This is a genomic window from Pseudomonas sp. B10(2017) (genome assembly GCF_002113295.1).
In the GTDB taxonomy this organism is placed as follows: Bacteria; Pseudomonadota; Gammaproteobacteria; order Pseudomonadales; family Pseudomonadaceae; genus Aquipseudomonas; species Aquipseudomonas pudica.
This window is the reverse complement of sequence record NZ_NEJU01000024.1, coordinates 59,276-85,736: the sequence shown is the minus strand read 5'-3', so window position 1 is coordinate 85,736 and position 26,461 is coordinate 59,276. Positions and strand designations below refer to the sequence as shown.

The following is a 26,461-nucleotide window of genomic DNA, read 5'->3' as shown; positions in this document are numbered from 1 at the left end:
CGTGATCCCTGTGGGAGCGGGTTACCCGCGAAGAAGACACCGCGATGGATGGCACGGGCTTCGCCCGTGTTCGCGGGCAAGCCCGCTCCCACAGGGATCACGCCAGCTTTTAGAAATTGAGCAAGACAGTTGCTCCCACAGGGACCGCACCGGCCTTGAAACCTGTCAGTAACTGTGGGAGCCGGCTTGCCGGCGATAGGGCGGGAACAGGCCAACAAAAAAAGGCGACCGAAGTCGCCCTTTTTCAAACGCAGCTATTACTGCACAGTCGGCGCTTCGCCAGCTTCCTGCATGCGCTGCATTTCCTGCGCGTACAGGGCGTCGAAGTTGACCGGCGACAGCATCAGGGCCGGGAACGAACCGCGGGTCACCAGGCTGTCCAGGGTCTCGCGGGCGTACGGGAACAGGATATTCGGGCAGAACGCACCCAGGGTGTGGCTCATCGAAGCCGCATCCAGGTTCTTGATCAGGAAGATACCAGCCTGCTGCACTTCAGCGATGAAGGCCACTTCGTCACCGTTCTTGACGGTAACCGACAGGGTCAGCACCACCTCGTGGAAGTCGCCTTCCAGGGCTTTCTGCTTGGTGTTCAGATCCAGGGCAACGCTCGGTTCCCAGGTCTGACGGAAGATCTGCGGGCTTTTCGGGGCCTCGAACGACAGATCGCGCACATAGATGCGCTGCATGGAGAACTGAGGGCTGTTGTCTTCTGCAGCAGCGCCGTTGGTCTGTTGGTCAGTCATGGCAGATCCTTATCCTAATGTTTTTGAATGCAGTGCAAATTCAGGCCGCCAGCAGCGCGTCGAGCTTGCCGGCGCGCTCCAGGGCATAAAGGTCATCGCATCCACCGACGTGAGTGCTGCCGATCCAGATCTGCGGCACCGATGTACGACCGGCCTTCTGGCTCATTTCGGCACGAACCTGTGGCTTGCCGTCGACCTTGATTTCCTCGAAGGCCACGCCCTTGCTCTCGAGCAGGTACTTGGCGCGCATGCAGTAGGGGCAGTAGTCGCTGGAATAGACGATGACGGGCTTCATATCACTTCACCAGGGGGAGGTTATCGGCTTTCCAGCTGGAAACGCCACCGCTCAGCTTGGCGGCGTTGTAACCAGCCTTGAGCAATTCGCGGCAGATGGTGCCGGACTGCTGGCCCATCGAGTCGACGACGATCAGGGTCTTCTCTTTGTGCTTGTCCAGCTCGCTCATGCGGTTGACCAGCTTGTCCTGCGGGATGTTCACCGCACCGACGATGTGACCGGCGGAGTATTCCTTGGTCGGGCGGATATCGATGACCAGGGCTTTCTCGGCGTTGACCAGAGCAGTCAGCTGGCCGTTGCTCAGGCTCTGGCCACCACGACGGATTTCGTTGACCAGCAATGCGACCAGCAAAACAACGAAGATCGCCACCAGGATGTAGTGGTTTGTCGCAAATTGAATCAGGTTAGCAACCATCTGGGGTGTTCCACGCGATTGAAAATGCCGGCCAGTATACACAGCCCCTTATTGCCACCAAAGCCCGACGGGCCGGCCGGAAAGGTACCTTCATGTTGCCACATTGGCCACGCTGGTCAGGGAACAGGACGAATATTCGCCGCCAGTGGCGCATTTGCCCTAAAATGCGTGTCTTTATCATCTTTGAACAACCGTGAGTTTGATTGATGACGAGTACGCCCAAACCCCTGGTCCTGATCATCCTGGATGGCTTCGGCCACAGCGAAAGCCCCGAATACAACGCCATCTATGCCGCCAACACACCGGTCTATGACCGCCTGCGCGCCAGCCAGCCGCATGGCCTCATTTCCGGCTCGGGCATGGATGTCGGCCTGCCGGACGGGCAGATGGGCAACTCCGAAGTCGGTCACATGAACCTCGGCGCCGGCCGCGTGGTGTACCAGGATTTCACCCGGGTGACCAAGGCCATCCGCGACGGCGAGTTCTTCGAAAACCCGGTACTGACCGGCGCCGTGGACAAGGCAGCCAGTGCTGGCAAGGCCGTGCATATCCTCGGTCTGCTGTCCGATGGCGGCGTACACAGCCACCAGGACCACCTGGTGGCCATGGCCGAACTGGCCGCGCAGCGCGGTGCGCAGAAAATCTACCTGCACGCCTTCCTCGACGGCCGCGACACTCCGCCACGCAGCGCGCAGTCGTCCATCGAACTGCTCGACACCACCTTCGCCAAACTGGGCAAGGGCCGCATCGCCAGCCTGATCGGCCGCTACTACGCCATGGACCGAGACAACCGCTGGGACCGCGTCAGCGCCGCCTACAACCTGATCGTCGACAGTGCTGCCGAATACACTGCCGACACCGCACTGGCCGGCCTGGAAGCAGCCTACGCCCGCGACGAGAGCGACGAGTTCGTCAAGGCCACGCGCATCGGTGAAGCAGTCAGGGTCGAAGATGGCGACGCGGTAATCTTCATGAACTTCCGCGCCGACCGCGCCCGCGAACTGTCGCGCGTGTTCGTCGAAGCCGACTTCAACGAATTCCCGCGTGCCCGCCTGCCAAAACTGGCCGCCTACATCGGCCTGACCCAGTACTCGGCGAAAATCCCGGCACCTGCCGCCTTCGCCCCGGCCAGCCTGAACAACGTGCTGGGCGAGTACCTGGCGAAAAACGGCAAGACCCAGCTGCGCATCGCCGAGACCGAGAAGTACGCCCACGTCACCTTCTTCTTCTCTGGTGGCCGCGAAGAGCCGTTCGAAGGCGAAGAGCGCATCCTGATCCCGTCGCCGAAGGTCGCCACGTACGACCTGCAGCCGGAAATGAGCGCACCGGAAGTTACCGACCGCATCGTCGAGGCCATCGAGCAGCAGCGTTATGACGTGATCGTGGTCAACTACGCCAACGGCGACATGGTCGGCCATACCGGCGTGTTCGAAGCTGCGGTGAAGGCCGTCGAGGCCCTGGATGGCTGCGTCGGGCGCATTGTCGAGGCGCTGGACAAGGTCGGTGGCGAAGCGCTGATCACCGCCGACCACGGCAATGTCGAGCAGATGGAAGACGAGTGCACCGGCCAGGCGCACACTGCGCACACTACCGAGCCGGTGCCGTTCATCTATGTCGGCAAACGCAACGTCAAAGTGCGTGACGGCGGCGTGCTGGCCGATGTGGCGCCGACAATGCTGAAGCTGCTGGGGCTGGAAAAGCCGGTGGAAATGACCGGCACCTCCATCCTGGTCGACGCCTGATTCTGTGTATCGGGGCCGCTCTACGGCCCATTCGCAGCACAAGGCTGCTCCTACAAAGGGCTCGCGCAATGCCTGCAGGTGCAGCCTTGTGCTGCGAATTGACTGCACGGCAGCCCCGATAACACATGAATTCCAGACAAACGCCCCTCTGCACCCGCAGCGAGGCGTTTTTTTTGCCCGCCCGCGCGGGCATACTAGGCCAGTCTCCATCCTTGGTACGCCAAACCCCATGCTTCGCGCCCTGATCCTCCTAGCCCTGTCTTGCCTGCTCAGCCCGGCCTTTGCCGATGAGCGTGCGCAGACCCAGCAGCAACTGGACGCCACCCGCCAGGACATTGCCGAGCTCAAGAAGACGCTGAGCAAGCTCCAGGAAGAAAAGGCCGGCGTGCAAAAGGACCTCAAAGCCACCGAGACCGATATCGGCAACCTCGAAAAGCAGGTGGAGGCCCTGCAGCAAGAACTAAAAAAGACCGAGGGCGAGCTGGAGCGCCTTGATACCGAGAAAAAAAAACTCCAGAGCGCCCGCGTTGAACAACAGCGACTGATCGCCATCCAGGCCCGTTCGGCCTACCAGAATGGCCGCGAGGAATACCTCAAGCTTCTGCTCAACCAGCAGAACCCCGAGAAGTTCGCCCGCACCCTGACCTACTACGACTACCTGAGCAAGGCGCGCCTGGAGCAACTGCGCACCTTCAACGAGACCCTGCGCCAACTGGCCAACGTCGAACAGGAAATCGCTACCCAGCAGCAACAGCTGCTGGCCCAGCGCGCCGACCTCGACAGCCGCCGCCAGGCCCTGGAAACCGAGCGCGGCAAGCGCCAGCAGGTTCTGGCCAAGCTCAACAGCGACATGAAGGACCGCGACCAGAAGCTGCAATCGCGTGAACAGGATCAGGCCGACCTGTCCAAAGTTCTCAAGACCATCGAAGAAACCCTCGCCCGCCAGGCCCGCGAGGCCGAAGAAGCGCGCAAGAAGGCCTTACTGGCCCAGCAGGAAGCGGAAAAACGCCGCCAGCAGGAAGCCCTGGCCGCCGCTGCCGCCCGCGAGCCGGTGGAGCCACCGAAAAAGGCCCGTACAACCCTGGGCCCGATGGTTTCCAGCGACGGGGCGAGCTACGGCGGCGCATTTTCTGCCGCACGGGGAAAACTTCCATGGCCAGTCAATGGTCGATTGCTGGCACGTTTCGGTGATGCCCGCGGCAGCGATGCCCGTGCCAAGTGGGACGGGGTGATGATCAGCGCCAACCCGGGCACCCAGGTACGTGCCGTGCACGGCGGGCGCGTGGTGTTCGCCGACTGGTTGCGCGGTGCCGGGCTTCTGGTCATTCTCGACCATGGCAACGGTTACCTGAGCCTGTACGGCCATAACCAGAGCCTGCTCAAGAGCGCCGGTGATATCGTCAAGGCCGGCGAGGCCATTTCCACCGTTGGCGACAGCGGCGGCCAGGACGCTGCCGGCTTGTACTTCGCCATCCGCCAGCAGGGCCGGCCTACCGACCCTTCGCAGTGGTGCCGGGGCTAGTCAAATTTCCACGGGGTAGCCACAGGCTGCACCGATGCTCCCAAGGGAGCGCTTACAGGATCAGGAGTTAGTTCGACATGCTGCACTCGCCTCGTCTCACCCAGCTGGCCCTGTCCATCGCCCTGGCGGTCGGCGCGCCCCTGGCCACTGCCGCGGAGCCGGCCAAGCCGGCCGCAGTACCGGCCACCGAGGTGACCGCCAAGGCACCACTGCCGCTTGAAGAGCTGCGCACCTTCGCCGAGGTCATGGACCGCATCAAGGCGGCCTACGTGGAGCCGGTGGACGACAAGACCCTGCTGGAAAATGCCATCAAGGGCATGCTCAGCAACCTCGACCCGCACTCGGCCTATCTCGGCCCCGAGGACTTCCAGGAACTACAGGAAAGCACCAGCGGCGAATTCGGCGGGCTGGGCATCGAAGTAGGCCAGGAAGACGGCTTCATCAAGGTGGTCTCGCCGATCGACGACACCCCGGCCTCGCGTGCCGGCGTGCAGGCCGGCGACCTGATCGTCAAGATCAACGGCGCCCCGACTCGTGGCCAGACCATGACCGAGGCGGTGGACAAGATGCGCGGCAAGGTCGGCGAGAAAATCACCCTGACCCTCGTGCGCGACGGCGGCACCCCCTTCGACGTGACCCTGGCCCGCGCGGTCATCCAGGTCAAGAGCGTGAAGAGCCAGCTGCTGGAGAACGACTACGGCTACATCCGAATCACCCAGTTCCAGGTCAAGACCGGCGACGAAGTAGGCAAGGCCCTGGCCAAGCTGCGCAAGGATAACGGCAAGAAGCTGCGCGGCGTGGTGCTGGACTTGCGCAACAACCCGGGCGGCGTGCTGCAGTCGGCGGTGGAAGTGGCCGACCACTTCCTGACCAAGGGCCTGATCGTCTACACCAAGGGCCGCATTGCCAATTCCGAACTGCGCTTCTCGGCCGACCCGGCCGATGCCAGCGACGGCGTGCCACTGGTGGTGCTGATCAACGGCGGCAGTGCCTCGGCCTCGGAAATTGTCGCCGGCGCCCTGCAAGACCAGAAGCGCGCCGTGCTGATGGGCACCGACAGCTTCGGCAAGGGCTCGGTGCAGACCGTGCTGCCATTGGCCAACGACCGTGCGCTGAAGCTCACCACCGCGCTGTACTTCACCCCCAACGGCCGCTCGATCCAGGCCCAGGGCATCGTACCCGACATCGAAGTGCGCCCGGCCAAGCTCACCGCCGAAGCCGACACCGACAACTTCAAGGAAGCCGACCTGCAGGGCCACCTGGGCAACGGCAACGGCGGTGCCGATCGCCCGACCGGCAGCGGCAAGCGCAAGGAGCGCCCGCAGGATGACGACTTCCAGTTGAGCCAGGCACTGAGCCTGCTCAAAGGGTTGAACATCACCTCCGGCAAGTGATCCCCATGCGGTATCTGCTTTGTCTGCTGTTCTGCCTTATGGCCGGGGTCGCGCAAGCGGCGCCGGCCGGCAAGGCCTACATGAGCATCATCATCGACGACCTGGGCCAGAGCAGCGAGCGCGACAGCCGTACCTTGGCCCTGCCCGGCCCAGTGACCATGGCGATCATGCCCGACACCCCGCATGCCACCACGTTCGCCCGTCAGGCACACAAGGCCGGCAAGACGGTGATCCTGCACATGCCCATGGACCCGGCTACCGGCCCTTACGCCTGGCACCCCGGCACACCTCTGCCGGAGCTGGCCCGGCGCCTGGACGCCGCCCTGGCGAAGGTGCCGTGCGTGGTCGGCATCAACAACCACATGGGCAGCCGCATGACCGCCGAACCCGAAGCAACGGCGATGCTGATGGCCGACCTGCAACGCAGGCACCTGTTCTTTGTCGACAGCCGTACCAGCGCTGCCACGGTAGCTGCATTCCAGGCTCAGGCTCAGGGCCTGGCACAGGTATCCCGCGATGTCTTTCTGGACAACGTACGTACGGTCGAGGCCATCGGCAGCGAATTACAGCTCGGGGTCGAACTGGCTCGCAAGCAAGGCTCAGCCGTGCTGATCGGCCACCCTTATCCGCAAACCCTCGAAGTGCTCGAACGCGAACTGCCCCGGCTGAAGCGCCAGGGCGTAGAACTGATCGGCCTGGAACAGATGATTGCCGAGCGGGGCAATCAGACGATGCCTGCACATGTCAGGCACCACCCCACTACCCCCGTTGGCCGGCTCAACGGAAAGGAATGATTCCTCGGGCCTCGGCCAGCGTAAGTCTTCCCCTGTGCACCCGCTGGCCCGAGGCTGCAGCGACCTGGCTACTCAAACGACGCTGGCTCCAGGTCTTGAGGTGGCCCACAGTGAAGTCCTCTGCAAAAGCGTCTGGCGAGCTGAAATGGAAGTGCGCAGCCCAAAGGTTACGCTTGCTCGGTAGGCGCACGATCCGGTATTCGTCAAAAGCGCTGCCATCCTGCATGGTGCGCCGCTCCAGATATTCGACCTGTATCAGGCGCTCTTCGTGGAGATACTGCAAGCCTTCGGCCGACGGATACTTGGTGTCAGTATAGAGCGTGGTCAATTGCAGTTTCTTCTCCGCCCCCAACTTGTCCAGATCCAGTTCCAGCGCCCTGACCAGTTTGTCGTTTCCTCCGGCATTGCGCACCACATTGAGCGCCTGATTCAGCTTTTCCAGATGCTGATCGAACAACTGCTTGAGCAACGCCCCTTTGATGTCGTGCTCGAGATAGTCCTTGGCCTGCTCCCGCACGGAATCGCTCTCGTCCAACAACGCCTGTACCCACATGGGCAGGTCTGTTGGAGTAGCTTCGTCCACCAATGAAGGGCGCTTGCTTTCACGCTGTCGCCATTCCCCATCCACCAGATCGAAAATGGCCAGAACTTCTTCACTGAAGGTCTCGCGCACTTCCACAATCTGGTTTTCGCCTATCGTCCTTTCAACCCCGATCATCAACTGCCCAGCAAGGTTGCGCACCACTCGCTGCTCTTCGGTAGACACCTTGTAGGGCGTGCGCTTTGGCGCGAGCCTTCTTCCCTCCTGCTCCGAGATAGCGACAACCAGCCGCTGCCCCGCATCTTCCTTCAGTTGTTCTACATGGTTGCGATACCGCTCGAGCATTTCAGGCTCGATCAGGTCGCCACCTTCGCGGAGAATGCGGGCACTATTGAGCAGCGCGGCAGAGTACTCATCCCAAGCCTCTTGCAGGATCACGATGCGGTCATCTGCCGACAGATTGGCGAAATCAAGCTCCCCATGAGCCTCTGCAGCATTGCGCAAGGCCATGCTGACCAGTTCGTCCCGGTAGCGGGCGACTGTCAGAAGGTCGCCGGTAGCATCGAGATGCAAGGACAGGTCAGCCAGGTTCTGCACTTGATGGAAGCGCATCTGCACAGTCGAGAAGGCTCTTTCGTCGATCAAATGCCCCACCGTGCGATGGTCGCCAGGGGGGTTGGAAGGTATGGCCAGCTCAACCGGCGACTCGGCCAGCAAATTGTCCAGGAGCACTCGAATCGCAAGCATGCGGTCCTGGTACTGCGCCACACGCTCCAGCTTGATACGAAACGCAGCATATTGGTCACCGACCTCTGCCAATGGTTTCCTATCGATAGCCCGTTGCAGAGCCGCAAGTTGCGGGTAGTCCGTCAGGTTCCACAGCTCGTTGTAAACGAACTCGCAATCGCGAATCAGCTCTATGCGAGCATTCTCTTCATGCGTCGCGACAGGCTCATCCAACCCATCCTTTTGGCGTTGCGTGGCATATTTGGGTTCTGCCATCGTGATCAACAGCTTCAGCTTTTCGTCTTCCTTGCCGATGGCCTCTTCAAGCAGCGAAACGATTTGCTCACGCTGCTGGGCGATGCTTTCCCGCGCTTCCATCGCTCGCTGTTCATACCGCGCAGTCAGTGACCGGAGCGCTGTCGTATCGGTACCTGCCGGGGCCGAACTCACTTCCTCCTGCGCCTTTAGCTTCAACGCATCTATTTTGCCAAGGCTCTGGTGCAAAGCCATCATCTGCTGGGTGGCTGCATGAACCGTCAACTTCAAATTCGGGATTTCCACATCCAGCTGGCCGACGCGGTCGTACAGTTTCTTGAATCGTAGTGATACCGATGTCTTGGGGCTTGGAGCCCCTCCTGCCAGGCGCAGTTTCGTATCCAACCGCCAAGCCCCATCGACAAATGTCAGCCAAGGCCCGTAGGCGCCAGTCGCATCGGCCACCCGAACTCCATCAGCCAGCAACTCCACGCCATACAGGTCACCCGCCATGGCCGCGTAGTAGCTTCCATCGATCTGGTACAGGCCTTCACCATCACCCGCTGACAAGGGCCTCAGCCCATTGACCGAGACGCTGGAGCGCATGGTTTGCAACCTCTGCCGCTGTTGCATGGGCAGCCAGTTGAACCCATGCTGGCCACGCCAGGAAAAATCCAGCACCTGACTGCCCAGCTCGCCCAGTTTGCCTTCCGGCGCTTCGCGCACCTCGATAGCAAACTCGGTAAACGCGCCGTTTTGCCGGTCAGGCCCTTCGAACAGTGAAACCTCCGGCAACAGCCTTGCGGGCACTGTCTCCAGCTTCGGTTGATGGGCATGAAGCAGCGCCATCCCAAGGTTGAGCAACATGTCGGCCACTGCGGCGGATCGATCGAACTCTCCCCCCTGCTCCAATGCGGTCAGGTCGTGTTGCAACGAAACCAGAAATTGCACGAGCCAGGCCACCGAAGCTACCGGACCGCGTATCGCCTGGGTCACCACATCGAACAACAGCCAGGCGCCTTCGCACAAGAGTTGCCAGCGGCTCTCGGCAACAGATACCGATTCCAGGCCCGCCAGCTCGACAAGCAGGTCTCGATTGGCCTGGTAGATTTTTTCATCAACGTCGTTGCGCCACAGTTCCAGGTCGAGCATCGCCGGCTCCGGCTTGGTTGGTAGCGCATAAGGGTCGACACCAATACTCACGATGTGTGGTTCGGCGAACCCACCGTCCGCATATATGTCGCGCACGGTCGGATCAATCCAGTCAAGAATGCTACCCTGCAATAGATCCGACTCTCGGATATGTGCAAGCAAGGCCTCAAGGTTTGCGTACTCGCGGACCGTGTCCTGTGGATACAGCGGGCGGTACAGCAGAACCTTTGCCGGCTCGGCGCAGAACAGCAAGTACATGCCGCGCACAGCGTCTTTCTTGCGCGATTGGCGGCTGCGCCTGAAAGCCAAGGGGATCAGGGACATGCGCGGAACCGAGGGGTCCTGATGACCTGCGCAGAAATCGACCACGCACTGCAGCCCCACCTCGGAAACTTTCGCGTCGAGCCTGGCCGAAAGGGCACTGGAAAGAAACCTGCTTCGCCACTCCCTGGCCAAACGCACGACGCGTTCGGCACGCATGTTCTTGTCATCGAACTGTTCGGCAACATAGGCCGGGTAACGGCCACCAATGTCTACCTGGGTGACCAGTCGCTTCGCTGCATCGGCATCCAGCCAGTTCGGGGGAGTGATGCCCTCCTTATGACGGACCTGTTTGATGTATGCGCCCTTGAGCGAAGCAAGGTTGCCGATAGCGAATTCGGTAAGCGACCTGGTGCCCACGAACGCCAGCGGCTCGCCACCGCCGGCACCTGTCGCGGCGCCTCCAGGCACACCCCGGGCGATGTACAGGTCGAGGAGCAAGTGATCTGGAGAAGTCTCGTCCCCATGTTCCTTTCTTATCTGTTCGCCCAGTTGCTGTGCGGTATATGCCGTCAATGACTGTATGCCGTCCAGCACCGAAACACCCCCGGCATCCAGTTGGTCAAGGGCGAGCTGCAACAACGCGGCGCGACAGGCAAAGCTGTCCTGCGGAGCACTGGCTCTGAGCCCTGGCGGGGCCATGGTTGCTGGTGTGTCGTCCTCGTAGCGTACGAACCAGGCCGCCGGGTCGCTCAGGTCGGCAAAACGCTTCTCCATTGCCGCCACATCGGACAAGCCACTGAAACGCATCAAGTCGAAAGCCCTGAACATCGACTCAAGCAACAGTGAAACCTGATGGGCAAAGACGTTGCCCTCGACCGGCTGACGCGTCCACGACAGGCTTTGGAAGCTGTAGTGGCGCGCCAGTTCGTTACGCAGCGCTTCGCCGAAATCAGCCAAGGAAGCGAAGCTGCGCGTAATACCGGACGGAGCGCACCAGAGCACAACCTGCCTGTCATCGTAATCGCCAGTGACCAGCAGGTGACTGAGCATCTGATCGTATTGAATCGACCCACAGGTCAGGCTGGCTTTCACGAAATAGACCGATGGCTGGGCAGCACCACCGCGGATCAATCCGCGGATGCAGGCCTGCTCCTGAGCATCCAGTCCCTGCAGAGGCAGGCCACGCAAGAGGGCAGTCCTGAGCAGCAGTTGCAGCCACTGGTCACGGCTCACCCCTGCACTGCCCTTGGCATTCCAGTATTTGAGCTGTGCCTCGCAGAAAAACCGTGGCAACTGCTTCACCAGCTCGTCGAGCGCATCGGACATGCCACTCAGTTGGCGGGTGTCGAAAGCGCTGTCCGAGCCAGGAAAACGGTATGAGGAGGTCAGTGCAAGATTATGATGCCGCTCACCGAGAGGCTCGATGTCCAGTGGCTGTGCTTCGAGCAATGCCTGGAGCACACGGTCGACCAGCGGTTGCGTGGTCCAGTAGGGCGTCTCGGGATCGGGACTATCCAGCATGAGAGGGTCGGCGTTGGACAGCGCCGGCTTCACAAAGGCAAGCCAGGGCAGCTTCCCCAGCAGCAAGGTCCACAGTTTCTCGCTGGCCACCTGCCGCAATGTCGGCCGATCACTGAACTGACTGGCTGCGGCGTACTGAAAATCGAATGTGGGAATAGCGGAACGTTTCATGAAGCATGCCTCCGGAAGAAAACCGGCAGGCTGCAGCAAACTTGTCCGACACCCGGGCTAATTATTGCTTGCCAATGAAAAAGGCCCTGCGTCTTGCAGGGCCTCCTCATCGCTCAAGAATCAGCTGTACACACGCCCCAGCAACTGGCGGTGGCTTTCGAACTGGTCCAGTACATCACGCACGATCTGCTCTGGCGCAAAGCCCATCAGGTCGTACTCCTGGCTGCCATCGTGCAGGTACACCTCGGCACGATAGAAGCGCTGGCGCACTTCCGGCTCGCCTTCCACCGGTGCTTCGCTCGGCGCGGCCAGGTAGCCGTCCAGGCTCACTTCATAGACGAACGGGTTGCCCTCTTCCATCATCACCCGCAGGCCCATCATGTTGCGCGACTGGCCAACCCGGGTTTCCACCTCGAAGCCCAGGGTCTGCAACTGCGCGGCGGCTTCTTTCAGCGCCGGGCTGACCTGCTTGTCCATGAAACGCTGCACCACGGCCTGGGTCGGCTGCAGTTCCAGCTGGGTCAGGCGCTCGCTGAAGCCACGACGGCCACGGGCGGCCAACTCGGCACGCTCCTGCTCCACCGCCACGTCCTGTTTCATGGCCTTGTACAGGCCGAACATGAACAGCACCAGCACCACCGAGAACGGCAGGCCCGCGAGCACAACCATGGTCTGCATGGCTTCGAAGTTACCGGCGAACAGCAGGCCGATGGTGACCAGGGTGATGACCACCGACCAGAACACCACCATCCAGTGCGGGGCGTCTTCGTCGACCTTGCCGCCTTTGCACGACAGGTTGGCCATCATCACCGCACCGGAGTCGGCCGGTGTGAGGAACAGCACGAAGCCGACGAACACCGCTACACCGATCACGATCTTGGCCGCCGGGAAGTATTCCAGCAGCTGGTAGATCGACATCGACGGCTGTTCCAGGGCGGTCTTACCCAGCTCCACGGCGCCCTGGTTGATCACCAGGTCCAGCGCGGTGTTGCCGAAGATCGACAGCCAGGCCAGGGTGAAGCCCAGCGGGATCAGCAACACGCCGCTGACCAGTTGACGCACGGTGCGGCCCTTGGAGATACGGGCAATGAACATGCCGACGAACGGGCCCCAGGAGATCCACCAAGCCCAGTAGAACACGGTCCACAGGCCCAGCCAGCGCTCGGACTTGCCGGCTTCGCCTTCATACACATAAAGGTCGAAGGTTTTCAGCACGATACCGTTGAGGTAGTCACCGATGTTCTGCACGAAGCCGTTGAGCAGGTGCAGGGTTTCGCCGCCCAGCAGGACGAAGATCAACAGGCCGCTGAACAGTACGATGTTCAGGTTGGACAGGCGGCGAATGCCGTTTTCCACACCCGAGACCGCCGCCACGGTAGCAACACCGGCCATGACCAGGATCACCACCAGCAGGTTGGTCTTGCTGTGGTCCATGCCGAACAGGTATTCCAGGCCAGAGGCTACCTGCATCGAGCCGATGCCCAGGTTGGTCACCAGGCCCAGCAGGGTGACGAACATGCCGAAGATGTCCACGGCATTGCCGGCAGCGCCCTTGACCCAACGCTCACCCACCAGCGGGTACAGTGCCGAACGCAGGGCCAGCGGCTGGTTGTGGCGGTAGGCGAAGTAACCCACGGCCAGGCCGACCAGGGCGTAGATCGCCCAGCCATGCAGGCCCCAGTGCAGGAAGGTCAGCTGCAGGCCCTGGCGCGCTGCGTCGAGGCTGGCAGAAGTGCCTTCCGGTGGATTGAAGTAGTGGTCCAGTGGCTCGGAGGCGCCGAAGTACAGCAGCGAAATACCGATACCGGAGGAGAACAGCATGCCGGCCCAAGCGCCATAGCTGAAGTCGGGCTGGTCATCCTTGCCACCAAGCTTGAGCTTGCCGTAGTCGGAAAAGGCCAGGTAGATGACGAACAGCAGGTAACCGCCGATTACCAGCATGTAGTACCAGCCGAAGGTGCGTGTCAGCCATTTCTGGGCCACGCCCAGCACTTGGCCGGCGGTTTCGGGTACAGCGATAAGCAAGGCAGTCAGAACGAGGATCATCAGCGCGGAGGTGAAGAACACCACGCGGTTGACCCGTACCCTCTCGGCCGGAGGGTTGGTAAGTGAGGCAGAACTCATTGCACGAATGCTCCGGGCAGTGCGGCTGTGGAGGCTAATCAGTCTTTCCCGAGCAATTGGTGGAATATCCCCACTGCATCAGGTGTTATAAAAGCACCCTGGAAACCGTGATCCCGAATCGATACGTTGCAAAAAAACAGACAGGTGGCCTGCTGCAAATGCCACACCTTCGCTGAGGTGCGCGCATTCGTCACAGATCACCCCGCCCGCTCCAAGGGCCCGCCGCAGGGTCCATGACCGCACGGCAGAATCTGCATTTCGCATCGCTCATGCCCGTCAACGCCTTGTATTCCGGGGGTTACGCGATTTCCTGGGGTGTCAATCCGTGCCTTCTCGACCGCCTGAAAAACTGTCAATGGCACAAATTGTCGCAGAGCTTATTCTTTATTGATTGAACGTTCAATCAAAACAAAATAGACTGGCCTTCGCCGAGTCAGCCGCCCGTCGTCTGCTCGCAGGCCTGAGGAGATAGCAAGATGCCCAAGGTCGGTATGCAACCCATCCGCCGCCAGCAGTTGATCGAAGCCACGTTGCAGGCGGTCGATCAGGTCGGACTGGGCGACGCCAGCATTGCGCTGATTGCCCGTTTGGCCGGTGTGTCGAACGGCATCATCAGTCACTACTTTCGGGACAAGAACGGCCTGATCGCAGCGACGATGGGTTACATCATGAACATGCTCAACGAAGGCGTTAGAGCACGTCGCCAGGCCCTGACGGACGACAGCCCGCGCGCCCACCTGAAAGTGATCATCGAGGGCAACTTCGATGCCAGCCAGGTGAACGGCCCGGCGATGAAAACCTGGTTGGCCTTCTGGGCTTCCAGCATGCACCAGCCCGATTTGCACAGGTTGCAGCGGATCAACGACCACCGCTTGTATTCCAACCTGTGTTGCCAGTTCCGCCGCGCCCTGCCGCTCTACCATGCGCGCAAGGCAGCCCGCGGCCTGGCAGCCTTGATCGACGGCTTGTGGCTGCGTGGTGCCCTGTCGGGAGATGCATTCGACACCGACCAGGCGATACGGATTGCTTACGAATACATGGATCTACAACTGGCTAAGCAGCACACCCTGGGTACAAACGACCAGGCCGCTGAACAGCCGCGCACGGCCTTTGCCAACCCGGCAGGAGCGTGACGCGCAAGCCAAACCACACACTGCACTTGCGAGGACACTATGGCCCGTTTCGGAACGCAAAAACTCTACATTGATGGCGCTTACGTCGACGCTGGCAGCGATGCCACCTTCGAAGCCATCAACCCGGCTACCGGCGAAGTCCTCGCCCACGTGCAACGTGCCACCGAGGCTGACGTCGAGAAGGCCGTCGAAAGCGCCGAGCGTGGCCAGAAAGTCTGGGCCGCGATGACCGCCATGCAGCGTTCGCGCATCCTGCGCCGCGCCGTCGAGATCCTGCGCGAGCGCAACGACGAGCTGGCCATGCTGGAAACCCTGGACACCGGCAAGTCGTACTCGGAAACCCGCTACGTCGACATCGTCACCGGCGCCGACGTGCTGGAGTACTACGCTGGCCTGGTTCCGGCCATCGAAGGCGAGCAGATCCCGCTGCGTGAATCGTCCTTCGTCTACACCCGCCGCGAGCCGCTGGGCGTGACCGCCGGTATCGGCGCCTGGAACTACCCGATCCAGATCGCCCTGTGGAAATCCGCCCCGGCCCTGGCCGCCGGCAACGCGATGATCTTCAAGCCGTCGGAAGTCACCTCGCTGACCACCCTGAAACTGGCCGAGATCTACACCGAAGCCGGCCTGCCGAACGGTGTGTTCAACGTCCTGACCGGCAGCGGCCGCGAAGTCGGCACCTGGCTGACCGAGCACCCACGCATCGAAAAAGTCTCCTTCACCGGCGGCACCACCACCGGCAAGAAGGTCATGGCCAGCGCCTCGAGCTCGTCGCTCAAGGAAGTCACCATGGAACTGGGCGGCAAGTCGCCACTGATCATCTGCGCCGACGCCGACCTGGACAAGGCCGCCGACATCGCCATGATGGCCAACTTCTACAGCTCGGGCCAGGTGTGCACCAACGGCACCCGCGTATTCATCCCGGCTGAAATGAAAGCTGCCTTCGAGGCCAAGATCGTCGAGCGCGTTGCCCGCATTCGCGCTGGCAACCCGGAAGACGAAAACACCAACTTCGGCCCGCTGGTCAGCTTCCAGCACATGGAAAGCGTGCTTGGCTACATCGCCAAGGGCAAGGAAGAAGGTGCCCGTGTGCTGTGCGGTGGCGAGCGACTGACCGCCGGTGATTTCGCCAAGGGCGCGTTTGTGGCCCCGACCGTGTTCACCGACTGCACCGACGACATGACCATCGTCAAGGAAGAGATCTTTGGCCCGGTGATGAGCATCCTCACCTACGAAACCGAAGAAGAAGTCATCCGTCGTGCCAACGACACCGAATACGGCCTGGCCGCCGGTGTCTGCACCAACGACATCACCCGCGCCCACCGCATCATCCACAAGCTGGAAGCCGGTATCTGCTGGATCAACGCATGGGGCGAATCGCCGGCCGAAATGCCGGTCGGTGGCTACAAGCAGTCGGGCGTCGGCCGTGAGAACGGCGTCAGCTCGCTGGCTCAATACACTCGCATCAAGTCGGTCCAGGTCGAGCTGGGCGGCTACAACTCGGTCTTCTAAGGCCCTGTCCAGCCACGCCCGTGCCTCTGCGCACGGGCGTTCCCGCTCCCTGATCACCGCCAACACGAGGGTACTTTCATGTCCCAAGAATTCGATTACATCATCGTCGGTGCCGGCTCGGCCGGTAACACCCTGGCGACCCGTCTGACCGAAGACGCCGGCGTCACCGTACTGCTGCTGGAAGCCGGTGGCCCCGACTACCGCTTCGACTTCCGTACCCAGATGCCGGCCGCCCTGGCCTTCCCGCTGCAGGGCCGCCGCTACAACTGGGCCTACGAGACCGACCCGGAGCCGTACATGGGCGGCCGCCGCATGGAGTGTGGCCGCGGCAAGGGCCTGGGTGGTTCGTCGCTGATCAACGGCATGTGCTACATCCGCGGTAACGCCATGGACTTCGACGGCTGGGCGGAACTGCCAGGCCTGGAAGACTGGACCTACCTGGACTGCCTGCCGTACTTCCGCAAGGCTGAAACCCGCGACATCGGCCCGAACGACTACCACGGGGGCGAAGGCCCGGTCAGCGTGACCACGCCGAAAGCCGGCAACAACCCGCTGTTCCACGCCATGGTCGAAGCCGGCGTGCAGGCCGGTTACCCACGCACCGAAGACCTCAACGGCTACCAGCAGGAAGGCTTCGGCCCGATGGACCGTACGGTGACCAAGAACGGCCGTCGTTCCAGCACCGCCCGTGGCTATCTGGACCAGGCCAAGAAGCGCCCGAACCTGACCATCGTCACCCACGCCCTGACTGATCGCGTACTGTTCGACGGCAAGCGCGCCATCGGTGTGACCTACCTGGTCGGTGACAGCGAAGAGCGCGTTGAAGCCCGTGCCCGCAAGGAAGTGATCGTCAGCTCTGGCGCAATCGCTTCACCGCAGTTGCTGCAGCGCTCCGGTGTTGGCCCGCGCGCCCTGCTGGAAAGCCTCGACATCCCGGTGGTGCACGACCTGCCGGGCGTTGGCGAGAACCTGCAGGACCACCTGGAACTGTACCTGCAGTACGCCTGCACCCAGCCGGTGTCGCTGTACCCGTCGCTGCTGTGGTGGAACCAGCCAGCCATCGGTGCCGAGTGGATGTTCAACGGCACCGGCATCGGCGCCAGCAACCAGTTCGAAGCCGGTGGTTTCATTCGTACCCGCCCTGAATTCAAGTGGCCGAACATCCAGTACCACTTCCTGCCGGTGGCCATCAACTACAACGGCTCCAATGGCGTGAAGGAACACGGCTTCCAGGCGCACATGGGTTCGATGCGTTCGCCTGCGCGTGGCCGCATCCAGGCCAAGTCGAAAGACCCGCGCCAACACCCGAGCATCCTGTTCAACTACATGTCCACCGAGCAGGACTGGCAGGAATTCCGTGACGGCATCCGCCTGACCCGCGAAATCATGGCCCAGCCAGCACTGGACCCGTACCGTGGCCGTGAGATCAGCCCGGGCGCACACGTGCAAACCGATGAAGAGCTGGACAAGTTCATCCGCGAGCACGCCGAAACCGCCTTCCACCCATCCTGCTCGTGCAAGATGGGCACCGACGACATGGCAGTGGTCGACGGTGAAGGACGCGTACATGGCATGAAGGGCCTGCGCGTGGTCGATGCGTCGATCATGCCGCTGATCATCACCGGCAACCTCAACGCCACCACGATCATGATCGCCGAGAAAATCTCGGACAAGATCCGTGGCCGCAAGCCGCTGCCGCGCAGCACCGCCAAGTACTACGTGGCCAACGGTGCACCGGTGAAGGGCAAGCCGATGCGTGAGGTCAAGCAGGCGTAAATCCTGCACCGGCCTCTTCGCGGTTAAACCGCTCCCACAGGGTTTGCACAGGTCTGGAAACTGTGCAGCGCGTGTGGGAGCGGGGTTCACCCGCGAAAGGGCCTGCCCCGGCAATACCAGAAAAGGCACCCACCGCAGTGCCTTTTTTTCATCTGCAGAAACGCTTTACAGCCTGCCAATTCATCAGGTTAGAATCATTTGGCACGCGACCTGCTAGCGTCATGCTATCAAGTCCCCTCCCCCCTGCGGTCCCCGGAGTACCTGCCTTTGGATGCAAGCACCATCAACAGCCTGTTCCTGATCGGCGCATTGCTGGTGGGCGCAAGTATCCTGGTCAGTTCGCTGTCGTCGCGACTGGGCATCCCTATTCTGGTCATCATCCTCGCCGTCGGCATGGTCGCCGGGGTCGATGGTGGCGGCATCATCTTCAACAACTACCCGACCGCCTACCTTGTGGGCAACCTGGCGCTGGCCGTGATCCTGCTTGACGGCGGCCTGCGCACGCGGGTGGCGAGCTTCCGCGTGGCGCTGTGGCCGGCGCTGTCGCTGGCCACCATCGGCGTGATGATCACCACCGCCCTCACCGGCCTGGTCGCCGCCTGGCTGTTCGACCTGAGCCTGATCCAGGGCCTGCTGATCGGCGCCATCGTCGGCTCCACCGACGCCGCGGCAGTGTTCTCGCTGCTCGGCGGCAAGGGCCTGAACGAGCGGGTCACCGCCACCCTGGAGATCGAGTCGGGCAGCAACGACCCAATGGCGGTGTTCCTCACCGTCACCCTTATCGACATGATCGCCAGCGGCCAGACCGGCCTGCACTGGAGCCTGCTCACCCACTTGCTGCGCGAGTTCGGCATAGGCGGGCTGCTCGGCCTGGGCGGCGGCTGGCTGATGCTGCAACTGGTCAACCGCATCAAGCTGGCTGGCGGCCTGTATCCCATCCTGGTGATCGCCGGCGGCCTGGTGGTTTTCTCGGCAACCAACGCCCTGCACGGCAGCGGCTTCCTTGCCGTGTACCTGTGCGGCCTGGTGCTGGGCAACAAGCCTATCCGCAGCCGCCACGGCATCCTGCACATGCTCGACGGCATGGCCTGGCTGGCGCAGATCGGCATGTTCCTGGTGCTGGGGCTGCTGGTCACGCCCCACGACCTGCTGCCCATCGCCCTGCCGGCGCTGGGCCTGGCGCTGTGGATGATCCTGGTGGCGCGCCCGCTGTCGGTGGTCGCCAGCCTGTTGCCGTTCAAGGCCTTCCACGGCCGTGAAAAGGCCTTCATTTCCTGGGTCGGCCTGCGCGGTGCGGTACCGATCATCCTCGCGGTGTTCCCGCTGATGGCCGGCCTGCCGGACGCCCAGCTGTTCTTCAACCTGGCATTCTTCATCGTGCTGGTGTCGCTGCTGGTGCAAGGCACCAGCCTGCCGTGGATGGCCAAGTTGCTGAAAGTGACAGTACCGCCAGACCCGGCGCCAATCTCGCGTTCCGCGCTGGAAGTGCACATCACCAGCGAGTGGGAAATGTTCGTCTACCGCCTGGGTGCCGAAAAATGGTGCATCGGCGCCGCCCTGCGCGAGCTGAAAATGCCCGAAGGCACGCGAATCGCCGCGCTGTTCCGGGGCGAGCAACTGCTGCACCCGTCCGGCAGTACGGTACTGGAAGTAGGCGACATGCTCTGCGTGATCGGCCACGAGCACAACCTGCCGGCCCTGGGCAAACTGTTCAGCCAGGCGCCACAACGTGGTCTGGACCTGCGCTTCTTCGGTGACTTCGTGCTCGAAGGCGATGCCGAACTGGGTGCTGTAGCGGCGTTGTACGGCCTGAAACTCGACGGCCTGGACGCGAAAATGCCGCTGGCCCAGTTCATCCGACAGAAGGTCGGAGGCGCTCCAGTAGTAGGTGACCAGGTCGAATGGCATGGCACGATCTGGACCGTGGCCACCATGGACGGGAACAAGATCCAGAAAGTAGGCGTCAGATTCCCCGAAGGAACGCGACCCGGACCAGGATTGTTCCTCTAAACTTCGTTTCTGCCGGATCCACAAGTAGCCTGCCTATGTCCCTGCGCGTGTACCTCCGCACAGCCCTGCTCGGGCTGTGCCTGTCTCTCTCTTTTGCAGCCACCGCAGCAGAAGCCCCGACCACCGCCAGCATCCAGAACAGCCTCGACAAGATCGCCGAGCGCAAGCTGCCCGAGGCCGAGCAGAAAGCCCTGCAGCAGGTGCTGGAGCAAACCCTCAGCCTGCTCGCCAGCAAGGAAGACAACGAAAAGAAACTCGCCGCGCTGAAGCAGCAGCTTACCGGTGCGCCGAAAGAAACCAGCGACAGCCAGCGCGAACTGGCCAGGCTAAAGGAAAGCAAGCCACAGCCGGTGGCTCAGCGTTACGCCAGTCTCTCGGTGCCGCAACTGGAGCAGATGCTCAGCGAGCGCAGCACCCTGCAGGGCGAGCTGCAGAAGGCGTTGTCCGAAGCCAACAGCCTGATCATCAACTCACAGACCCGCCCGGAACGCGCCCAGGCCGAAATCAGCAACAGCCAAGCGCGCACCCAGCAGATCAACAGCATCCTCAAGACCGGCAAGGACGCCGGCAAACCGATCAACGCCGACCAGCGCAACCAGTTGAATGCCGAACTGGCATCGCTCAACGCGCTGACCCTGCTGCGCCGCCAGGAGCTGGCCGGCAACAGCCTGCTGCAAGATCTGGGCAACGCCCGCCACGACCTGCTGATCGAGCGCTCCGCGCGCCTGGAACAGGAAATCCAGGACTTGCAGACCCTGATCAACGACAAGCGCCTGGCCCAGTCCCAGGAAGCGGTCACCCAGCAGTCGATCGAGGCCCAGAAAGCCGGCGGCAGCAGCCTGCTGGCCACCGAAAGCGCGGTCAACCTCAAGCTCTCCGACTACCTGCTGAAAAGCACCGACCGCCTCAACGAACTGACCCAGCAGAACCTGCGCACCAAGCAGCAACTGGACACCCTGACCCAAGCCGACCAGGCGCTGGACGAGCAGATCAACGTGCTCAAGGGCAGCCTGCTGCTGTCGAAGATCCTCTACAAGCAGAAGCAGACCCTGCCGCACCTCAAGGTCGATCGCGACCTGGCCGACCAGATCGCCGACACCCGCCTGTACCAGTTCGAGGTCAACCAGCAACGCGAGCAGATGAGCAGCCCGGTAACCTATGTCGACAAGCTGCTGGCTGCCCAACCACAGGAAGATGTGACGCCACAGCTGCGCAAGGCCTTGCTGGAAGTGGCGATTACCCGCAGCGATCTGCTGGAGCGACTGAACCGCGAGCTGTCGGCGCTACTCAACGAATCCATCACCCTGCAGCTCAACCAGAAGCAGCTGCTGGGCACCGCCCAGAGCCTGCGCACCACCCTCGACGAGCAGATGTTCTGGATCCCCAGCAACAAGCCGCTGGACTGGGACTGGCTGCGCTATGTGCCGGAGCGCCTGGCCGACCAGATGGCCAACCTGCCGTGGGGCTCGGGCCTGAAGGAGCTGGGCGACGGCCTGAGCCAGCGCCCGTTGCTGTTCCTGCCGCTGCTGCTGGTGATCGGCGCCCTGCTGTGGCGCCGCAAGTACCTGTACCAACGGCTGGGCAAGGTGCACCAGGACATCGGCCACTTCCGCCGTGACAGCCAGTGGCACACACCCCAGGCGATCCTCATAAACATCCTGCTGGCGATGCCGGTCAGCCTGGGCCTGGCCCTGTGCAGCTACGCCCTGCAGATCGACGCCCGCGGGCAGAACGCCAACCTCGGTGCCGCCCTCTGGCAACTGGCCCAGGCCTGGCTGGTGTTTTACACCGCCTACCGCATCCTCGCCCCGGGCGGCGTGGCGGAAATCCACTTCCGCTGGCACAAGCCACAGGTCGAGTTCCTGCGCGGCTGGGTGCGCCGCCTGGGCACCGTGGTACTGGCACTGGTCGGTGTGGTGGCGGTGGCCGAACATCAGCCTTCGGCGCTGGCCGATGATGTACTGGGTATCGGCGTGGTACTGACCTGCTACGCACTGATGGCCTGGCTACTCAGCCGCCTGTTGCTCAGCAGCCCGGCGCACCGCGACACCTCGCTGTTCCGCAAGGCCGTGGGTGTGGCCTTCACCGCCCTGCCCATCGCTCTGTTCGTGGCCGTGTGCTTCGGCTACTACTACACCGCGTTGAAACTTACCGACAGGCTCATCTACACCCTGTACCTGCTGCTGTTCTGGCTTGTGATCGAAGCCGCGTTCGTGCGTGGCCTGTCGGTGGCGGCACGGCGCCTGGCCTACCAGCGCGCGCTGAGCAAGCGGGCGGCCGCCAAGGAAGGCCTGGATGGCGAAGTCATCACCGAAGAGCCAACGCTGGACATCGAGCAGGTCAACCAGCAGTCGCTGCGCCTGATCCGCCTGGCCCTGCTTGGCGGCTTCATCGCCGGCTTGTACTGGGTGTGGGCGGACCTGATCTCGGTGTTCGCCTACCTCAACAATTTCGTCCTCTACGAATACACCAGCGGCACCGGCGCCGCCGCCAGCATGGTGCCGATCAGCCTCGGCGACCTGCTGGGCGCATTGGTGATCGTCGGCATCACCTTTGCCCTCGCCGGCAACTTGCCGGGCCTACTGGAAGTGCTGGTGCTGTCACGCCTGAACCTGGCTCAGGGCAGTGCCTACGCCACCACCACGCTGTTGTCGTACACCATCGTCGGTATCGGTATCGTCAGCACCCTGTCGACCCTGGGGGTCAGCTGGGACAAGCTGCAATGGCTGGTGGCCGCGCTGTCGGTGGGCCTGGGCTTCGGCATGCAGGAGATCTTCGCCAACTTCATCTCCGGCATCATGATCCTGTTCGAGCGCCCGGTGCGGATTGGCGACACCATCACCATCGGCAACCTGTCGGGCACGGTGAGCAAGATCCGCATCCGCGCCACCACGATTACCGACTTCGACCGCAAGGACATCATCGTCCCCAACAAGACCTTCATCACCGGTCAGCTTATCAACTGGTCACTGACCGACACGGTCACCCGGGTAACGCTGAAGCTGGGCATCGACTATGGCTCTGACCTGGATCTGGTGCGTGACCTGCTGCTCAAGGGTGCCCACGAAAACCCACGCGTGCTCAAGGACCCGGAGCCGATCGTGTACTTCCTCAACTTCGGCGAGAGCTCGCTGGACCACGAGCTGCGCATGCACGTACGCGACCTGGGCGACCGCAACCCGACGCTGGACGAGATCAACCGCTACATCAACCGCGAGTTCAAGGCACACAACATCAAGATCTCGGTGCGCCAGGTCGAGGTGTTCCTGATGGATCCGAAGGGCGGCAAACAGCAGCTGATTCCGGTGGAGCAGCCGAAACCGGATGGCACTGCTTCGGCCTGAGTGGGCTCTAATACTTTATTCTGTGCAGAATCCCTGCGAGGGCTTTGCCCTCGATCGCCGGCAAGCCAGCTCCAACAGGGGCCGTGCCGCACCCAGGCCCTGCACATCCCCTGTGGGCGCTGGCTTGCCGGCGATAGGCCGCAAAGCGGCTCCCTAGGTACCGACTTCCAGGAGCAGCCCGTGAAAGCCCTCGACCAACTCACCTTTGACAATCGCTTCGCTCGCTTGGGTGACGCGTTCTCCACCCAGGTCCTGCCCGACCCCATCTCAGACCCGCGCTTGGTGGTAGCGAGCGAGTCGGCCATGGCGCTGCTCGACCTCGACCCGGCCCAGGCAGAGCTGCCGGTTTTCGCCGAGCTGTTCAGTGGCCAAAAGCTGTGGGAAGAGGCCGACCCGCGGGCTATGGTCTATTCCGGCCATCAGTTCGGCTCCTATAACCCACGCCTGGGTGATGGCCGCGGCTTGCTGCTGGCCGAAGTGCTGAATGACCAGGGCGAGCACTGGGACCTGCACCTCAAGGGCGCCGGACAGACGCCCTATTCGCGCATGGGCGACGGCCGCGCCGTGCTGCGCTCCTCGATCCGCGAGTTCCTCGCTTCCGAGGCCCTGCACGCCCTGGGCATTCCCAGCAGCCGGGTACTGTGCGTGATCGGCTCCAGCACCCCGGTGTGGCGCGAAACCCGCGAAAGCGCGGCGATGCTCACCCGCCTGGCGCAGAGCCATGTGCGTTTCGGGCATTTCGAATACTTCTACTACACCAGGCAGCCGGAACAGCAGCGCGTGCTGATCGACCATGTGCTGGAGCAGCACTACCCCGAATGCCGCGATGCCGTGCAGCCGTATCTGGCCATGTTCCGCACCATCGTCGAGCGCAATGCAGAGCTGATCGCCCTGTGGCAGGCCTATGGCTTCTGCCATGGGGTGATGAACACCGACAACATGTCGATCCTCGGCATCACCTTCGACTTCGGCCCGTACGCCTTCCTCGACGATTTCGACGCCAACTTCATCTGCAACCACTCCGACGACCGTGGCCGCTACAGTTACGCCAACCAGGTCCCTATCGCCCACTGGAACCTAAGTGCGCTGGCCCAGGCGCTGACCACGGTGATCGAAGTCGAAGCGCTCAAGGAGGCGCTGGGCCTGTTCTTGCCGCTGTACCAGGCACACTACCTGGACCTGATGCGCCGGCGTCTGGGCCTGACCACCGCGGAAGAGGACGACATGGCGTTGGTGGAGCGCCTGCTGCAGCGCATGCAGAGCGGTGGTGTGGACTACAACCTGTTCTTCCGCAAGCTGGGCGATCAGCCCGTCGCCGAGGCGCTGAAGGTGGTGCGTGACGACTTCATCGACCTGGCCGGTTTCGATGCCTGGGGGGCGGACTACCTGGCCCGCTGCGAGCGTGAAGCGGCCAATGCGGAAGGGCGGCGTGAGCGCATGCATGCGGTGAACCCGCTGTACGTGCTGCGTAACTACCTGGCACAGAAAGCCATCGAAGCGGCCGAAGCGGGGGATTACAGTGAAGTGCGACAGCTGCATCAGGTGCTGAGCCGCCCGTTCGAGGAGCAGGCCGGGATGCAGGGCTATGCCGAGCGACCGCCGGAATGGGGCAAGCACCTGGAAATCAGCTGCTCATCATGAATCCTGGGGCCGCTGCGCGGCCCATCGCGACACAAGGCCGCTCCTACGAGGGTACTCGGACTCCTGTAGGAGCGGCCTTGTGTCGCGATGGGCTGCAAAGCAGCCCCAAAAACCTCAAGGAATTGACATGTCCGAACCACTGGTAATCCCCTGCCCCCACTGCAACGGCCTCAACCGCCTGCCCGCCGAGCGCCTGGGCGACGCGCCGAAATGCGGCCGCTGCAAACAGGACGTGCTGCTGAGCACCCCTTTCGAACTCACCGAAGCCAGCTACGCCAGCCAGATCAAAGGCGATCTGCCACTGCTGGTCGACATCTGGGCGGATTGGTGCGGTCCGTGCAAATCTTTCGCCCCCACCTTCGAACAGGCCGCCCGCCAACTGGCCGGCCGCTGCCGCCTGGCCAAGCTCGACAGCGAAGCCAACCGCAACCTGGCCGGGCAACTGGGCATCCGCTCGATCCCCAGCCTGCTGCTGTTCAAGCATGGCCGTGAAGTCAGCCGTCAGGCCGGGGCGTTTCCACTCCAGTCGTTGATGGAGTGGTTGCGTAGCCAGGGGGTCTAAGCGTTCTCCTCGAGCAGCGAGTGCAACTCGACAAACTGCAGGGTCAGCTTGTGCCTGGGCTCCAGATGAATCAGCGGAAGGCTGGCATGGTGCGACTCACGCATCTTCACCGAGCTGCCCAGGTACACCGGTAGCACCGGGAGCCCTTCGGCCAGCAGCTCGTCGAGCATCTGCTGTGGCAGGCTGGCGCGGGACTGGAATTGGTTGACCACGATGCCTTCGACCACCAGGTCTTCGTTGTGGTCATCCTTGAGTTCTTCGATCTCGGCCAGCAGGCCATACAGGGCCTGGCGAGAGAAGCTGTCGCAGTCGAAAGGAATCAGCACGCGATCGGCGGCGATCAGTGCGGAAACCGCATAGAAGTTAAGCGCTGGCGGGGTATCGATGTAAATGCGCTCGTAGTCCTCGTCGAGTTCGTCGAGCAACTTACGCAGCTTGTTGATCTTGTGCTTCGCCTCAAGCTTCGGCTGCAGATCGGCCAGCTCGGCCGTGGCGGTGACCACGTGCAGGTTGTCGAACGGGGTTTCATAGATATCGACCTGATTCTTCTTGCTGAACGGCCCGCTGGACAGGCTTTGCTTGAAGAAGTCGGCGATGCCCATGGGAATATCGTCGCCGGTCAGGCCAGTCAGATACTGGGTCGAGTTGGCCTGGGCATCCAGGTCGATCAGCAGGGTCCGATAACCTTCGCTGGCGCTCACCGCCGCCAGGTTGCAAGCGATGCTCGACTTGCCCACACCACCTTTCTGATTGAACACCACGCGCCGCATGATTGACCTCCGTGTATCAACGAATGCCCGAGTATGTGGTGCGGCTGCGGCAAT

General features: G+C 62.3%; 17 protein-coding genes. 11 read left to right on the top strand and 6 right to left on the bottom strand.

Annotated elements, in window-relative coordinates:
• Window positions 1–257 precede the first annotated feature (257 nt).
• From secB to CAF92_RS23245, 3 genes are read right to left on the bottom strand one after another with little or no spacing between them, the layout of a single operon-like run.
• Entirely contained in the window at window positions 258–743 is a 486-nt protein-coding gene (gene secB / locus CAF92_RS23255; RefSeq protein ID WP_013974581.1) for a protein-export chaperone SecB, read from the bottom strand.
• Window positions 744–783: 40 nt separating this feature from the next.
• Window positions 784–1,038: a glutaredoxin 3 gene (gene grxC / locus CAF92_RS23250; protein ID WP_003249204.1), complete on the bottom strand. Its 255-nt coding sequence runs from the start codon at window positions 1,036–1,038 to the stop codon at window positions 784–786.
• Window position 1,039: 1 nt separating this feature from the next.
• Window positions 1,040–1,453 (bottom strand): rhodanese-like domain-containing protein, encoded by a 414-nt coding sequence (locus CAF92_RS23245; RefSeq protein WP_003259887.1) that lies wholly within the window; start codon window positions 1,451–1,453, stop codon window positions 1,040–1,042.
• A gap of 206 nt (window positions 1,454–1,659) precedes the next feature.
• On the opposite strand from CAF92_RS23245, the gene gpmI reads away from it, so the two are divergent.
• The 4 genes from gpmI to CAF92_RS23225 all read left to right on the top strand — a co-directional run bounded on the left by gpmI (window position 1,660) and on the right by CAF92_RS23225 (window position 6,905).
• The gene (gpmI, locus tag CAF92_RS23240; protein WP_085602045.1) at window positions 1,660–3,195 is read left to right on the top strand and encodes a 2,3-bisphosphoglycerate-independent phosphoglycerate mutase; all 1,536 of its coding nucleotides are present in this window, start codon (window positions 1,660–1,662) and stop codon (window positions 3,193–3,195) included.
• Window positions 3,196–3,424: 229 nt separating this feature from the next.
• Window positions 3,425–4,717 carry a murein hydrolase activator EnvC gene (locus CAF92_RS23235; RefSeq protein WP_085602044.1) on the top strand — a complete coding sequence of 431 codons (1,293 nt, stop codon included), beginning with the start codon at window positions 3,425–3,427 and terminating at the stop codon, window positions 4,715–4,717.
• Between the two features lie 77 nt (window positions 4,718–4,794).
• Window positions 4,795–6,111: a S41 family peptidase gene (locus CAF92_RS23230; protein WP_046613499.1), complete on the top strand. Its 1,317-nt coding sequence runs from the start codon at window positions 4,795–4,797 to the stop codon at window positions 6,109–6,111.
• A gap of 5 nt (window positions 6,112–6,116) precedes the next feature.
• A complete protein-coding gene (locus CAF92_RS23225; protein ID WP_085602043.1) occupies window positions 6,117–6,905 on the top strand; it encodes a divergent polysaccharide deacetylase family protein in 789 nt (262 codons plus the stop codon).
• On the opposite strand, the gene CAF92_RS23220 is transcribed toward CAF92_RS23225, so the two are convergent.
• Together CAF92_RS23220 and CAF92_RS23215 are read right to left on the bottom strand one after the other, a co-directional pair.
• On the bottom strand, window positions 6,889–11,535 hold the full coding sequence (locus CAF92_RS23220) for a dermonecrotic toxin domain-containing protein (protein ID WP_085602042.1): 4,647 nt from the start codon (window positions 11,533–11,535) through the stop codon (window positions 6,889–6,891). The two genes, CAF92_RS23225 and CAF92_RS23220, sit on opposite strands and share 17 nt — an antisense overlap.
• Before the next feature lie 120 nt (window positions 11,536–11,655).
• Window positions 11,656–13,602, bottom strand: a complete 1,947-nt coding sequence (locus CAF92_RS23215; protein WP_223998156.1) for a BCCT family transporter — start codon at window positions 13,600–13,602, stop codon at window positions 11,656–11,658.
• A 533-nt stretch (window positions 13,603–14,135) separates the two neighbouring features.
• Here CAF92_RS23215 and betI point away from each other — a divergent pair.
• The 7 genes from betI (at window position 14,136) to trxC (ending at window position 25,637) form a co-directional block, all read left to right on the top strand.
• The gene (gene betI / locus CAF92_RS23210) at window positions 14,136–14,792 is read left to right on the top strand and encodes a transcriptional regulator BetI (RefSeq protein ID WP_085602041.1); all 657 of its coding nucleotides are present in this window, start codon (window positions 14,136–14,138) and stop codon (window positions 14,790–14,792) included.
• 39 nt (window positions 14,793–14,831) lie between these two features.
• Window positions 14,832–16,304, top strand: coding sequence for a betaine-aldehyde dehydrogenase (gene betB / locus CAF92_RS23205; RefSeq protein ID WP_025340943.1), 1,473 nt, complete (start codon window positions 14,832–14,834; stop codon window positions 16,302–16,304).
• A gap of 78 nt (window positions 16,305–16,382) precedes the next feature.
• On the top strand, window positions 16,383–18,080 hold the full coding sequence (betA, locus tag CAF92_RS23200; RefSeq protein ID WP_085602040.1) for a choline dehydrogenase: 1,698 nt from the start codon (window positions 16,383–16,385) through the stop codon (window positions 18,078–18,080).
• Window positions 18,081–18,347: 267 nt separating this feature from the next.
• Window positions 18,348–20,090: a potassium/proton antiporter gene (locus tag CAF92_RS23195; RefSeq protein ID WP_046613503.1), complete on the top strand. Its 1,743-nt coding sequence runs from the start codon at window positions 18,348–18,350 to the stop codon at window positions 20,088–20,090.
• A 35-nt stretch (window positions 20,091–20,125) separates the two neighbouring features.
• Window positions 20,126–23,434, top strand: a complete 3,309-nt coding sequence (gene mscK, locus CAF92_RS23190; protein ID WP_085602039.1) for a mechanosensitive channel MscK — start codon at window positions 20,126–20,128, stop codon at window positions 23,432–23,434.
• 180 nt (window positions 23,435–23,614) lie between these two features.
• Window positions 23,615–25,075, top strand: coding sequence for a protein adenylyltransferase SelO (gene selO / locus CAF92_RS23185; RefSeq protein WP_085602038.1), 1,461 nt, complete (start codon window positions 23,615–23,617; stop codon window positions 25,073–25,075).
• 127 nt (window positions 25,076–25,202) lie between these two features.
• Window positions 25,203–25,637, top strand: coding sequence for a thioredoxin TrxC (gene trxC / locus CAF92_RS23180; protein ID WP_063912048.1), 435 nt, complete (start codon window positions 25,203–25,205; stop codon window positions 25,635–25,637).
• On the opposite strand, the gene CAF92_RS23175 is transcribed toward trxC, so the two are convergent.
• Window positions 25,634–26,407 carry a ParA family protein gene (locus CAF92_RS23175; RefSeq protein ID WP_046613507.1) on the bottom strand — a complete coding sequence of 258 codons (774 nt, stop codon included), beginning with the start codon at window positions 26,405–26,407 and terminating at the stop codon, window positions 25,634–25,636. The genes trxC and CAF92_RS23175 overlap by 4 nt on opposite strands.
• Between the last annotated feature and the right edge of the window lie 54 nt (window positions 26,408–26,461).